Source organism: Kribbella sp. NBC_00482 (assembly GCF_036013725.1).
In the GTDB taxonomy this organism is placed as follows: Bacteria; Actinomycetota; Actinomycetes; order Propionibacteriales; family Kribbellaceae; genus Kribbella.
The window spans coordinates 5,007,749-5,021,295 of the sequence record NZ_CP107881.1 but is presented as its reverse complement, the minus strand read 5'-3'; the positions used below and the strand labels follow the sequence as shown (position 1 = coordinate 5,021,295).

The window sequence follows — 13,547 nt, the reverse complement described above, 5'->3', positions numbered from 1 at the left end:
CGGCCTCCTTCTGAAGCGTGAAGCTCTTACGCGCTCTTCTCGCGACGGTCGCGCTTGGTGCGCTCGATCTGGTCGCGCGGGATCAGCGTGGGGTTCACGTTCTCCAGCACGACCTCGCCGGTGACGACGACCTTCGCGACGTCCTCACGGCTCGGCACCTCGTACATCACGTTGAGGAGAACCTCTTCCATGATCGCCCGCAGACCACGGGCGCCGGTGCCGCGCAGCAGCGCCTGGTCGGCGATCGCCTCGACCGCGTCCTCGTCGAACTCCAGCTCGACGTTGTCGATCTCGAACAGCCGCCGGTACTGCTTGACCAGCGCGTTCTTCGGCTCGGAGAGGATCTTGATCAGCGCGTCGCGGTCCAGCGGCGAGACGGTCGTGATGACCGGGAGCCGGCCGATGAACTCGGGGATCAGACCGAACTTGAGCAGGTCCTCCGGCATCACGTCGGCGTACCCGCCGAGCTCCTTCGGCTTCTCCGGCTCACGCACGGTGTTGAAGCCGAGGGACTTCTTGCCCACCCGCTGCTCGACCATGTGGTCCAGGCCGGCGAACGCGCCGCCGACGATGAACAGCACGTTGGTCGTGTCGATCTGGATGAACTCCTGGTGCGGGTGCTTGCGACCGCCCTGCGGCGGAACGCTCGCGGTGGTGCCTTCCAGGATCTTCAGCAACGCCTGCTGGACACCCTCACCGGACACGTCGCGGGTGATCGACGGGTTCTCGCTCTTGCGGGCGATCTTGTCGACCTCGTCGATGTAGATGATCCCGGTCTCGGCCTTCTTGACGTCGTAGTCCGCCGCCTGGATCAGCTTCAGCAGGATGTTCTCGACGTCCTCACCGACATACCCGGCCTCGGTCAGCGCCGTCGCGTCCGCGATCGCGAACGGGACGTTCAGCATCCGGGCGAGGGTCTGGGCGAGGTAGGTCTTGCCGCAGCCCGTCGGGCCGATCAGCAGGATGTTCGACTTGGCCAGCTCGACGGCCTCGTCCTTCGCGTGCCGGCCGGCGCTCGAGGCGCCCTGGCCGTCGCGGACCCGCTTGTAGTGGTTGTACACCGCCACCGCGAGTGCCTTCTTGGCCACGTCCTGACCGACGACGTACGCGTTGAGGAAGTCGTAGATCTCGCGCGGCTTCGGCAGCTCGGTGAGACCGACCTCGGAGCCCTCGTTCAGCTCCTCCTCGATGATCTCGTTGCAGAGATCGATGCATTCATCGCAGATATAGACGCCGGGACCGGCGATGAGCTTCTTGACCTGCTTCTGACTCTTGCCGCAGAACGAGCACTTGAGCAGGTCGCCGCCGTCACCAATGCGTGCCACTGGGGCAGATCCCTTCTATGCGCAGTCGGACCGATTTCGACGGTACCCCGTCCAAGGCCTAAAAACCGCGCCCGCCACCGGGTTGTGACTACGCCGGTGGCGAACGCGTCTTGCTCTTGACAACCGGTCAGACCGACCCGGGCTGAACTGAACTCGTTCAGACGCCGGCCGGGACCGGGGCCTTGAGAGACTCGAACACCTGGTCGATCAGGCCGTACTCGACAGCCTGCTCGGCGGTCAGGAACTTGTCCCGCTCGATGTCGCGGGACACGTCCTCGATGTCCTTGCCGCTCGCGTCGGCGATCATCTTCTCCAGCAGCGCGCGCAACCGGAGGATCTCGTTGGCCTGGATCTCGATGTCGCTCGACTGGCCGTAGGTGCCCTCGGTGGCCGGCTGGTGGATGATGATCCGGCTGTTCGGCAGGGCGAACCGCTTGCCCGGCGTACCGGCGGCGAGCAGCACCGCGGCGGCCGACGCGGCCTGGCCGAGGCAGACCGTCGAGACGTCCGGCTTGATGTAGCGGACGGTGTCGTAGATCGCGGTCAGCGCGGTGAACGAGCCGCCCGGGGAGTTGATGTAGATGCTGATGTCGCGGTCGGAGTCCATCGACTGCAGACAGAGCAGCTGCGCCATCACGGCGTTCGCGATCTCGTCCGTGATCGGCGTGCCGAGGAAGATGATGCGGTCCTCGAACAGCTTCGTGTACGGATCGATCCGGCGCATGCCGTACGACGTGCGCTCCTCCCACTGCGGGATGAAGTAGTTCATTGGTGCGTCCTTAACTGACGGAGTGGGAGATCAGGAGTTCGGGCTGCCCGAGCTGAGCTGGGCGGCACTGGTGACCACGTGGTCGATGAAGCCGTACTCCTTCGCCTGGTCGGCGGTGAACCAGCGGTCCCGGTCGGCGTCGTTCTCGACCTGCTCGAGCGGCTGGCTGGTGTGCTCGGAGATCAGCCGGAACAGCAGCGCCTTCAGGTGCAGCGACTGCTCGGCCTGGATCTTGATGTCCGAGGCCGTACCGCCCATACCGCCGGACGGCTGGTGCATCATGATCCGCGCGTGCGGCAGCGCGTACCGCTTGTTCTTCGCGCCCGCGCAGAGCAGGAACTGGCCCATCGAGGCCGCCAGGCCCATCCCGACCGTGGCGACGTCGTTGGAGATCCACTGCATGGTGTCGTAGATCGCCATGCCGGAGTCCACCGAGCCACCCGGCGAGTTGATGTACAGCCAGATGTCCGCGTTCGGGTCCTGGGCGTTCAGCAGCAGCATCTGCGCGCAGATCGCGTTCGCGTTGTCGTCGCGGACCTCGGACCCCAGGAAGATGATCCGGTTCTTCCGCAACTCACGGTAGATGTCGTTGTCGTCCCCGCCGGATCCGTTGCCGCCCGCGGCGGTGGGGCTGGCTGCAAATGTCTCGTTCACGAACCCGACACTACTGGGCGAGAGCGACAGACCTAAGGCTGGGCCGGAGGTGTTCGCTCACGGCGCACCGCTCGTCTGCTGTCAGCGAATTCGGGTGCGTTCACCAGCCGCACAGGACAACGGACCCGGACTCGTCGACCGCTGCCTCGTCAGGTACTTCGCGGCGGTCCGGCAACTCCGGCTCCCGCCGTACCTCAGGCTCCTGCAGCAGCGCGGCCACACCGGTCCCCTCGCCTGGAAATCGTTTCACCAGCCACGCTAGGCCAGATTTCTTACGGTCGCGTCGCAATTCTCCGGCGAACATGCGTACGGCCCGGATCCACCCTGAGGGGATCCGGGCCGTACGGAGAGACGTACTCAGGCCTTCGCGGGCTCCGCGACCGGGGCCTCGGCGGCCTCGTCGTCGGCGGCGGCCTCCGGGTCGGCGTACGAGCCATCCGGCTGCAGGGTCTTCAGCTCGACCGTGTTGCCGGACGCATCGGTGACCTTGGCGTTCTCCACCAGGTACGCGAGCGCCTTGCCGCGGACGACCTCGGACACCAGGCTCGGGACCAGGTTGTTCTCCACCGCGTGCTGCGCGAACTGGTCCGGGCTGACGCCGGAACGCTGCGCGTGCCGGACGATGTGCTCGGTCAGCTCCTGGTCGTTGACGCTCAGCTCCTGCTGCTCGGCCACCAGGTCGAGCACGAACTGCGCCTTGATCGCGTCCTCGGACCGCTTCTTCAGGTCCTCGTCGAACTCGTCCTGGGTCTGCTCCTCGCCCTCGAGGAACTGCTCCATCGTCATCCCGGAGTACCCGAGCTGCTGCTCCAGGTTCTCCTTGCGGGCGGCCAGCTCGTCGGTCAGCAGGCCCTCGGGGACCGGCACGTCGACCAGCGTCAGGATCTTCTCCAGTACGGCGTCGCGCGCCTCACCGGCCTGCTCGAGCCGCTTGCCGCGCTCCAGCCGGGTCTGTACGTCGGTCTTCAGCTCGTCGGCGGTGTCGAACTCCGACGCGGTCTGCGCGAACTCGTCGTCGAACTCCGGGAGCTCCTGCTCCTTGACCGCGGTCACCGTCACCTCGACGTCGACGTCCTCGCCCTTCAGCGAGCCGCCCACGAGCTGGGTGACGAAGATCTTCTTCTCGCCCGCGCTCAGGCCGATGACCGCCTCGTCGAGGCCGTCCAGCAGCTGACCGCTGCCGACCTGGTACGACAGGCCGGTCGCCTGTGCCTCCTCGACCTTCTCGCCGTCCTTGCTGGCCGACAGGTCCAGGGTGATGAAGTCGTTGTCGCCGGTCGCGCGCTCGACCGGGTTCAGCGAGCCGAACCGCTGCCGCAGCGACTCGATCTGCTCGTTCACCTCGTCGTCGGCGATCGCGATGTCCTCGACCTCGGCCTCCAGGCCTTCCAGGTCCGGCAGGGTGATCTCCGGGCGGACCTCGACCTCGGCGGAGAACTGCAGGCTCTCCTTGTCGTTGAACTCGGTCACGTCGACCTCGGGCCGGCCGATCGCCTTGACCTGGTTGTCGCTGACCGCCTGCGAGTAGAGCTTGGGGAGGGCGTCGTTGATCGCCTCCTCGAGCACCGGGCCGCGGCCGACGCGCTGGTCGATGACCTGCGGCGGGATCTTGCCCTTGCGGAAGCCCGGCACGACGATCTGCTGGCCGATGCTCTTGTACGCCGCGTCGAGGCTCGGCTTGAGTTCCTCGAACGGCACCTCGACGATGAGCTTGACCTTGGTCGGGCTCAAGGACTCGACGGTGCTCTTCACGGTGGCGGTTCTCCTTGATTCGGTGACATTCACAGCACGCGCGACAGCCCGCGCTGCAGCGGTGCCACACGGGTTTGTCGGGGCGACAGGACTCGAACCTGCGGTCTCCTGCTCCCAAAGCAGGCGCGCTAGCCACTACGCTACGCCCCGCAGTGACCGGTCGAGTGTAGTCGACCGGAACCAGTGCTCGCGCCACCGGGGCCCGGCAATACCGTTTTGAGTCCGACCCACCTCATGTGGAATCATGTCTGAGCACGCGGGTGTAGCTCAATGGTAGAGCCCCAGTCTTCCAAACTGACTACGCGAGTTCGATTCTCGTCACCCGCTCGGGCGAGAGGGCGAGGTGTGCCTGCGGAGAGCGCAGGGTTCCTCGCCCTCTTCTTTTGTGCGCCTTCGCTTCGCTCGGCGCGGGCGGGGGCTTCGCCACCCGCACCCCCAGGGCGTGGGTTGGGTTGGGTGCGTGGGTCGGGTGCGTGGGTTGGGTTGGGTGCGTGGGTCGGGTGCTTGGGTTGGGTTGGGTGCATTGGTTCCGGGTTCCTGGTTCCTGGTTTAGGGGAAGGCGGGGGGGCCGCCTCGTAGGCCTCGGCAGGCGGCTTCGGGGTCGTTGACGAAGTTCGGGACCTCGTTCGCGGCGTCGTAGTAGCGGTGGAAGACCGGGGTCTGGGAGCCGGACATCGGCGGGACGATCCAGCTCCAGTCGGCCGGGCAGCCGCGGCCGGCGCGCTCCTCCTTCTCCAGGTGGATGAGGAACCTGCGGGACTCGGTGTGATGGTCGGTGACCGTGACGCCGCTCGCGTTGAACGAGTGCAGGACTGCCCGGTTGATCTCGACCAGGGCCCGGTCCCGCCACAGGGTCGCGTCGTGCGAGGTGTCCAGGCCCATCCGCTCCGCGACCTCCGGGACCAGGTCGTAGCGATCGCTGTCGCCCAGGTTGCGGGCCCCGATCTCGGTGCCCATGTACCAGCCGTTGAAGGGCGCGGCCGGGTAGGAGACACCGCCGATGACGAGGCGGTTGTTGCTGATCACCGGGACCGCGTGCCACCGCAGCTCCAGGTCGGCGAACCACGCCAGCTCGGGGTGCTCGAGCAGGACCTCGTGGACAGCCTGCGACGGCAGTTGGAACATCCGCGGCCCCTCCTCGACGGTCTCCACGACGAGCGGGAGCACATCGAAGGCTCCCCGCCGTTCGGGCGGCCGCCACCCGCGCTGGATCAGTTTGCTCGTGAAAGCGCGGTACCGGGGATCTCCCAGCGCACGCCCGTCCGGCTGCTCGTACCCGGCGTACCGGATGAGCTGCTCGTTCCAGATCCTCGGAGCAGGCCGAGACGGTGTCTCGGGAGCGAAGACGCTGATCATCGGCCGGATCTTGCCGCCGTTGTGCGCCGTCCTCAGATGCTCGAAGCAGTGCGCCGCGACGCTGCCTGCGTCGGTGACGGTTCTCAGGTCGCGCACCTGCAGGCTGCGCCAGTACAGGCGACCGATGCAGCGCTTGTTGTTGCGCCAGGCGACGCGGGCGCCGAAGGTCAGCTCCTCGGCGGTGTGCCAGTAGGTGCCGGTCGTGTCGATCTCACGCATCACCTCGGTCATCCGGGGCTCGATCGGTCCGGCGTGCGGGTCCTCCTCGTGGAAGAGCTCGAGGAACTCCTTCGCCTCGGCCCGAAGCGCCTCGACATCAGGTCCCGGCTCGGACCGGCTCACCAGCGGGTGGCCAGGCACTGGCGGGTGATCGGGCGGCGGAGCGACCCTCACCGGGCATCGTGCCGCCGTACGGCGAGCCCGTCGGGCCGTGCCCCACCGCGCGCCGGAGACCTGGAGCAACTGCCCCCCGACACCGACCGAGACGACATGACGGACGCAGATTCCCAGGGCGAGCAGGAGGCCTGCGAGGCTGAGCGCGATCGCTACTTCGGTCGGGACGCCGATGGGCGCCCTCCGGCCGAGTTCGAGCGTGCCGAGGGCGGCGCCTGCCACGGCCAGTCCGAGAACTGCGAGTGGCAGAGCCAGGGGCCGGCGGCTTCGTGCAGGCCGCCGGCTTGTCGGAGCTTCCGCGCGGTGATCCTCCGTCCGGGCGGGGTTCGGAAGAGTTCGCACGGGTCAGTCCGAGCCTGGAGACCTCGGACCGCTACCGTTCGCTCCCCCGTGCCCGTTCCCGTTCGCGTGCCCGTTCTGCAGGCGGACCTGCCAGTCGCTCAGGTCGTCGAACCAGGCGTCCTTCTTCTGGCGGGGCGCCTGCCCGCCGCCTTCCCCCGAGCTCCCGAGCCGCTCGACCTCGGTCGAGAACGAGTCCACGATCGACTGCATCCGGCTCTGCGCGTTCTGTGCGTACGAACGGACCTGCTGCCCGGCCGTGTCCATGGCCTCCTCGACGATCCGGCGCTCGTGGGCGCGCGCCTGACCGATGCGCTCGCGGGTGTCCCGGCTGACGTCCTGAACCATCTCCTCGGCCACCAGTTGCGCTTGGCTGAACAGCTGGACGATCTGTTCGTTCACACGCTCACCGACCTGCTCGTACTCGTCCAGCTCACCCTGCACCCGCTTTGCCTCTGCCCGGATCCGCCGCAGCTCCCCCTGGAGCCGCTCGTTCTCGGCGCGGCACTCGCTGACCTCTCTCGCGGTCGCGTGCACCTGGTCGGCCAGCAGGTCGATGTACCCGTACACCTGCTCCGAATCGAGGCCCCGGAGCCTGCGCCGGAACGTTTCACCCCGGATCGCGTCCGGGGTTTGGTAGTGCGGAGAGCCGTGGCGGTGCTTTCCGTTGGTCACTGGTTGTCTCCTGACCTGATGAGCGCTGGCGTACCCGTGTGCTCGTCCACGGGCCCGTAGTAGAAGTGCTCGTACTTGATGTGCTCGGGGTCCATGCCGGCGCCTGCCAGTCGCTCCAGCGTGTGCGCGACCATCTGCGGGCCGCCGCAGACCATCGCCGTCCGCCCGTACAGGTCCTGCCGGGCCGCGACCATGCCGACCTTTCCGCGCGTCCCGGGGTAAGACGCGTCATCCGACACAACTTCGGTGTAGTCGAACCAGGGCCGCTTCTGGGCCATTTCACGCAACTGGGGCCGGTCGTAGAGGTGCCAGGGCATCCGCACCCCGTGGAGCAGATGGACCCGTGGTGCGGTGCGCGATCGTTCCCACTCGTTGTCGATCTGTTCGAGGACCGCGAGCAGCGGGGCGAGACCGGTTCCGCCGGCGACCATCAGCACGTCCCGTACGTCGCCTGTGCGCCGAGTCAGCCGTTCGCCGACCGGGGCGCCCAGCTTCACGGCGTCGCCGACCTTGAGGGTCCGCACCACGGCCGGGCTCACCTGGCCGCCGTCGATCTGCTGCACGTGCAGGTCGATGGAGCCGTCCCGGCGCGGTGCGTTGGCCGGACTGAAGTAGCGCCACAGCCTCGGCCGTTGCGGGATCTCCATGGAGACCGACTGGCCCGGGAGGAACTGGAACTCGCGCCGCGGCCGGATCGTCAGCAGCGTGAGGTCCATGGTCCGCCGCTCGACCGCGATCACATCGGCGTCCCACCAGTCAGGGGTGGACTCCGAGGAGGTCTCCGCGGCCTCGACCATCATGCGCGCGATCACCTGGTAGGCCGCGGTCCAGTGTCCGGCGAGTTCTTCGTCCCACTCCGATCCGAGGAAGTGCTTCAGGGTCGCGCACAACGACGCGCCGACCGCGTCGTAGTGCTCCGCGATGACGGCGTACTTGCGATGATCGCGGCCGAGGTGCTGCAGGTAGGCAGCATCGTTCTCGATCTGATCGGCATGGCTGACGATCCGGCCGAGGGCGCCGACGAACTTGTCCCGTTGGTTCGACATGGAGAGCGGAAACATAGGCCGCACCTCGGGATAGGACACGAACAAGTGCGAGTAGAAGTACAGAGGTACTTGTTCTCCGTGCTCTGTCACCCGGTCCCAGCTGCGCTGGAGGGCGTTGGCATCCATAGGGATTCGTTATCCGGCTCGAGAAGGCAGCTCCTCGACTGAAACGTGCGGCCCGCAAACGGGCATCAGGTACTGCCGGTCGCCGGCCGAATCGGCCGACAGACACTGCGTCGACAAGGGTTCCCTCCCAGTCCAGCCCCCGAGTCTTAATGGCCTTCGTGGTGTCTCCAGCCCGCAACCTACCCGCGCCGAACGGCTTGAAACCGCGAACCGGACTGAGACGTGCCGAAATTCCTACGGGGCCCGGAGAAAGGCGATGCCGTCGATGGCCGCGGGGGCCGTCGAGGTGGAGATGATCTTGAGAAGCCCTGTACGGAAAGGGGTTGCAGGGAGGTAGGTGACGACACGACTGGTGGTGGCTGCGGCCAGAGAGACCGTACCGATCTTGATGTTCGCGTGGTAGATGTCCACGCGGCCTTGGCCCGGGCCGTGAATCGCTACCAGGGCAATTCGCAGGCCGGCCTCGGTGGCCTTGGTCAGGTAGGCGCCGTTGGCTTTGAGGATGGTCGTGGTGCCTTGGAAGGCCAGCGTGCTGGTGGAACGAGTGACGGTGCCGGCCGAGGTCAGAGCACGGTCGTCCTCAGGTGCTACCGAGCAGATCGGTGCGGACCAGGCCGACAGGTTTCCCAGGTAGTCGCGGGCGCGCACCATGAAGCACTCGTCCCAGCCGAGTCGCGGCGACCAGGTGATCCCGGTGATGCGCGTGTTCTGCCAGACAGCGGGGTAGATCCACTTGCCGAGTGCGGCGCCCGGTGCGGCCACCTTGTAGACCACGTCGTACGACGCGATGTCGGTGTCGTCCTTGTAGGCCCAGCGCACTGTCGCGGACCCGCTCAACTGCACGCGGTCTCCGATGCGCCATGTGACGAGGGACGGCGCAGTACCGTCCACTTCACTGCAGTACGACGTACTCCAGGCACTCAGGTTGCCGGCGTAGTCGCGAGCACGGACCTGCCAGCACGTGTCAGTACCGATCGCTGCACTCAGACTCGCCCCAGTGGTCTTGAGTCCCTGCCACGCGGGCACCTGGTTCCAGGCGCCGTACGGCGAGGTGCGGTTGGGACGCTGCTGGATTCGCAGGTCGTAGCTGTCCACACCGGTCGCAGGTGAGTTCGGGTCCTGCGGATCGTCGTACGCCCACTCGAAGGACAGGCTGGTGTTGTCGCGGATGCGATCGCCCGCGGACGCGTGGGCCAGTACGGGCGCGACGCTGTCCGGGTGCTGCTGCGGGTCGGCGGTCAGCCAGGACAGGGTGATCACGCGGGGCTTGCTGGTCGCGTCGGCGTACACGATCTTCGCCAGGCCGGAGCCGTCTGCCCGGAAGCTGGGGGTCGTGGTGCGGATCGGTCCGTAGCGGCGTTGCCCCAGTGCCGGGTCGTTGAGGTCGGTGACCAGCAGGTCGGAGCCGGACGTCTGCACGGTGAATCCGTTGCCCAACTGGGCGTCCGCAGCCACAGTCAGGTTCCGCGGCGGCTGCGGCCCGTTGACGTCGACAACCTGGTTGCAGCCGCTCAGCATCGCCCAACGGCCGTTGACGTCGTCTGGCCCGACGGTGCATGCACTGGCGACCAGCACCGTCTTTACGACACCAGTGGTCAGGTTCTTACCGTCCAGGTGACCCGGCTCGGTCACCTTCCACACCGTCTCGCCGGACAGGGCGAACGGCGGGGCGACGTCGGCCAGTTTGGCCTTGGTGGCGACGTTGTACACCTCAGCGGTCGCAGCAGCCGGTGCACGATGCGAGACGAGCTTGCCGCCCCTTCCGAGCACCACCTCGTCCGCAGCGGGGAACGTGAGCCCACCGACCTTCGCCGTACTGCCGTCGAACGTCAGTAGCGCAGCTCCCTCGACCTGCAGCGGCTTGCCGTCGTTCGTGCCACCAGAAGCGGTCCAGGTGGTCCCGTTGTTGCTCGTCTCGTAGACAGGGTTCGAAACGACCACGCGGGCGCCCGACAGACCGACGTCGACCACCGTACGCCCAGGAACGAGAACGCCCTCGCCCAGGTGCTGCGGTGGATCGGCAGCCATCACCTGTGACGCCGACAACGGCAGCAGTACGACGGCACACAGCATGGCCGCCTTGGCACGAAACCCCAGCACGAGAGACCCCCCAGTACTCCGACAACCCCCGCACCCTAGTCAGTAACCACCAGTAACGGAAGCGTGGTGGAAAACAGGGTGACACACCGTGGTCCCGAGAGGATCCTGAAAGGCTGACCAGCGACGAAAGGGACGGATGCAAGCGGGAATCACGGTATCGGCAGCCGAGCTGCCCGAGGTACTGCTGCACGTGGCAGTGGTGCGCCCAGTCTTCCTCTGGGGCGCTCCAGGAATCGGGAAGAGCAGCCTGGTACGGGCGTTCGCGGAATCGCTCGGTCTGGAATGCGTCACGCTCCTGGGCACGCAGCTCGCGCCGGAGGACCTGATCGGCGTACCGCAGATCGTCGACGGCCGCAGCCGGTTCGCACCACCCGTGGCGATCGCCCGCGACGAGCCGTACTGCCTGTTTCTCGACGAACTGAACGCCTCCTCGGCCGAGGTGCAGAAGGCGTTCTACTCGCTGATCCTGGACCGCCGCATCGGCGAGTACGAGCTGCCCGAAGGGTCCGTGGTGATCGGCGCCGGCAACCGGGCCACCGACAACGCGCTGGCCCGTCCGATGGCGAGCGCCCTGGTGAACCGCCTCGTGCACGTCCACCTGCGCGCCTCCGCGACCGACTGGCTGCAGTGGGCCGGTACGGCGGGCATCCACCCGTGGGTCCTCGACTACCTGCGCAACCGCCCCGACCACCTGTGGACCGCGCCGCCGAAGACCGAGGAGCCGTTCTCGACGCCGCGCAGCTGGCACATGCTGTCGGATGCCCTGCACTCGTACGGCGACGACGTGTCCGACGAGACGCTCCGGGTCCTTGCCTTCGGCACCTTGTCCGCGGCGCACGCGTCGGCGTTCCGCGCGTACGTGAAGACGGTCCGGCACGCGTTCGGGCTGGACGCCGTACTGAAGGGTGAGACCGGCTGGCCGTCCGCCCCGGAGGACCGGGACCTGCTGTACTTCCTGGCCGAGACGTTCCGTGCCCGGCTGATCAAGGAACTGGCCGCGGACAAGGCGTCGGCGAGTCCTGCGGCCCGCCAGCTCGCGCACCGCGGCAAGGCGCTCCTGGTCGAGCTGGCGGAGATCTCGCTCGAAGTCGCGCAGGTGGTGATCGCAGCCGACGACGACGGCCGTCCGGTGTTGCCGACGTGGTTCCTGGTCGAAGTCAGCCGCGACCTGCCGCGGCTGGTGGCGGCCCGTGCCTAAGCGGAAGAAGGCACAGCGGGACCCGGCGTGGGAGGCGATCCAAGCCGGTTGGGGCAACATCGCGCGGCACCCGCTGTTCGCGCCGATGGCGGACTGGGCGCACAGCCCGCTCCGCGACGACAGCTGTCCAGCAGACGGCTGGGCGACGATCGACTCGAACGGTCAGATCCGAACGCACCGGACGCGCCGAGCCACGCCAGAGGAGTGGTCGTGGGTCTTCGCGCACCTGCTGATCCACCTGGGTCTCGGCCACGCCGAACGGGACCTGCCCGAGCCTGACCATGCCGCCTGCGCCGCATACGACGTGGCGGTCAACCGCTTCCTCCAGTCGCTCAAACTCGGTACGCCGGTCGTTGACCTGCCGCCTGACTTCCCCGCAATGGAGGAGGACGCGCTGGCGCGACGGTGGCGGCGCACCGACGTACCGGTGGAGTACGAGCGTCTGGGAGTGGCAGGTCATGCGCCTGATGTGCAGACGGCCCGCTGGAACGGCTGGGGCAAGCCGCCTAACTGGGGTGAGCTGTTCGCAGCAGGTCTGTCCGCTGCGGCTGCTGCAGCTGTGGAAGTTGCCGGTGGCGCACGCTCGTCGCTGACCGCAGGCAGCGGCGGCCGTGACAAGTGGGACCTGGCACTCGGCTGGTTCGTCTCGTCGTACCCGCTGCTCGGTGCGATCGCAGCGAGCATGAAGGTCGTCGCCGAGGCTGAGCTCGCGCGCGGCTGGGACATCCGGGTCGCGGCAGTCAACGCGTCCGCCGGCGAGATCTACGTGAACCCGCTGACCAGCCTGACGCTGAGCGAGTGGCGGTTCGTCATGGCCCACGAGATGCTGCACGCCGCGCTGCGGCACGGCGAGCGCGTCGGCGGCCGCGACCCGTACCTGTGGAACGTCGCCGCCGATCTGGTGATCAACGGGTGGCTCCTGGAGATGGGTGTCGGCACCATGCCCGACGGTGCGCTCCACGACCCGACACTGAAGGGCATGTCCGCGGAGGAGGTTTACGACCGCGTCACCACGGACCTGCGCCGCTACCGCAAGCTGGCGACGCTCCGCGGCGTCGGGCTGGGTGACGTACTCGGCCACCCGCTCCCGCACTCCGGTGAGGCTGCACGGGCTGCCGGTCTGGACGACATCTACCGACGCGCCCTGAGCACCGGACTGGCGTACCACGACTCAGCCCGCGGCACGCTGCCCGCCGGACTGATCGAGGAGATCCGTGCACTGGACCACCCACCACTCGCCTGGGACGCACAGCTGGCCCGCTGGTTCGAGGAGCACGTCCCCGCGGTCGAGAAGACCCGCACGTACGCACGGGCCTCCCGGCACCAATCCGGTACGCCGGACATCCCACGCCCCGGCTGGATCCGCTCGGTCGAGCTGGAACGGCTCCCGACGTACGGCGTTGTCCTGGACACCTCGGGCTCGATGGACCGCGAGCTGCTCGGCAAGGCACTCGGAGCGATCGCGTCGTACTCACGCGCTCGCGACGTACCGGCCGCGCGAGTCGTGTACTGCGACGCCGCGGCGTACGACGCCGGCTACGTGCCGGTGGACGACATCGCCGGACGCGTCAAGGTCCACGGTCGAGGCGGGACCGTTCTCCAGCCCGGTGTGGACCTGCTGGAGCGTGCGGACGACTTCCCTGTCCACGGTCCGATCCTGCTCATCACTGACGGCCAGTGCGACGTCGTCCGGGTACGGCGTGAGCACGCGTGGCTGATTCCCCGCGGCGCATCCCTCCCCTTCACCGCAAGAGGTCCTGTCTTTCGCCTGGAGTGAACCGCGTCTGCTCAGGGCGAACAGGCGTAGTCGAGTG

11 protein-coding genes and 2 tRNA genes are annotated in these 13,547 nt (G+C 67.7%); 3 read left to right on the top strand and 10 right to left on the bottom strand.

Annotation, left to right across the window (positions count from 1 at the left end):
• Positions 1–26: 26 nt before the first annotated feature.
• The 6 genes from clpX to OHB24_RS24605 form a co-directional block, all read right to left on the bottom strand.
• Positions 27–1,325 carry an ATP-dependent Clp protease ATP-binding subunit ClpX gene (gene clpX / locus OHB24_RS24630; RefSeq protein ID WP_130381179.1) on the bottom strand — a complete coding sequence of 433 codons (1,299 nt, stop codon included), beginning with the start codon at positions 1,323–1,325 and terminating at the stop codon, positions 27–29.
• A gap of 157 nt (positions 1,326–1,482) precedes the next feature.
• Positions 1,483–2,094 carry an ATP-dependent Clp protease proteolytic subunit gene (locus OHB24_RS24625; protein ID WP_327633194.1) on the bottom strand — a complete coding sequence of 204 codons (612 nt, stop codon included), beginning with the start codon at positions 2,092–2,094 and terminating at the stop codon, positions 1,483–1,485.
• Between the two features lie 30 nt (positions 2,095–2,124).
• Complete coding sequence (locus OHB24_RS24620; RefSeq protein ID WP_327633193.1) at positions 2,125–2,748, bottom strand: ClpP family protease; 624 nt, start codon at positions 2,746–2,748, stop codon at positions 2,125–2,127.
• Between the two features lie 100 nt (positions 2,749–2,848).
• On the bottom strand, positions 2,849–2,998 hold the full coding sequence (locus tag OHB24_RS24615) for a hypothetical protein (RefSeq protein WP_327633192.1): 150 nt from the start codon (positions 2,996–2,998) through the stop codon (positions 2,849–2,851).
• Between the two features lie 107 nt (positions 2,999–3,105).
• Complete coding sequence (gene tig / locus OHB24_RS24610; RefSeq protein ID WP_327633191.1) at positions 3,106–4,500, bottom strand: trigger factor; 1,395 nt, start codon at positions 4,498–4,500, stop codon at positions 3,106–3,108.
• Positions 4,501–4,577: 77 nt separating this feature from the next.
• Positions 4,578–4,650, bottom strand: a tRNA-Pro gene (locus OHB24_RS24605).
• 106 nt (positions 4,651–4,756) lie between these two features.
• On the opposite strand from OHB24_RS24605, the gene OHB24_RS24600 reads away from it, so the two are divergent.
• A tRNA-Gly gene (locus tag OHB24_RS24600) sits at positions 4,757–4,827 on the top strand.
• A gap of 222 nt (positions 4,828–5,049) precedes the next feature.
• On the opposite strand, the gene OHB24_RS24595 is transcribed toward OHB24_RS24600, so the two are convergent.
• From OHB24_RS24595 to OHB24_RS24580, 4 genes are all read right to left on the bottom strand, one after another.
• Positions 5,050–6,471: a nitric oxide synthase oxygenase gene (locus OHB24_RS24595; protein ID WP_327633190.1), complete on the bottom strand. Its 1,422-nt coding sequence runs from the start codon at positions 6,469–6,471 to the stop codon at positions 5,050–5,052.
• Between the two features lie 123 nt (positions 6,472–6,594).
• Positions 6,595–7,263 carry a DivIVA domain-containing protein gene (locus OHB24_RS24590; RefSeq protein WP_327633189.1) on the bottom strand — a complete coding sequence of 223 codons (669 nt, stop codon included), beginning with the start codon at positions 7,261–7,263 and terminating at the stop codon, positions 6,595–6,597.
• A complete protein-coding gene (locus OHB24_RS24585; RefSeq protein WP_327633188.1) occupies positions 7,260–8,309 on the bottom strand; it encodes a globin domain-containing protein in 1,050 nt (349 codons plus the stop codon). Before OHB24_RS24585 ends, OHB24_RS24590 begins: the two co-directional genes overlap by 4 nt.
• 360 nt (positions 8,310–8,669) lie before the next feature.
• Positions 8,670–10,535 (bottom strand): hypothetical protein, encoded by a 1,866-nt coding sequence (locus OHB24_RS24580; RefSeq protein WP_327633187.1) that lies wholly within the window; start codon positions 10,533–10,535, stop codon positions 8,670–8,672.
• A 136-nt stretch (positions 10,536–10,671) separates the two neighbouring features.
• On the opposite strand from OHB24_RS24580, the gene OHB24_RS24575 reads away from it, so the two are divergent.
• Positions 10,672–11,733: an ATP-binding protein gene (locus tag OHB24_RS24575; RefSeq protein ID WP_327633186.1), complete on the top strand. Its 1,062-nt coding sequence runs from the start codon at positions 10,672–10,674 to the stop codon at positions 11,731–11,733.
• Complete coding sequence (locus tag OHB24_RS24570) at positions 11,726–13,510, top strand: vWA domain-containing protein (protein WP_327633185.1); 1,785 nt, start codon at positions 11,726–11,728, stop codon at positions 13,508–13,510. The genes OHB24_RS24575 and OHB24_RS24570 overlap by 8 nt, the downstream gene beginning before the upstream one ends.
• The last annotated feature ends 37 nt before the right edge of the window (positions 13,511–13,547 follow it).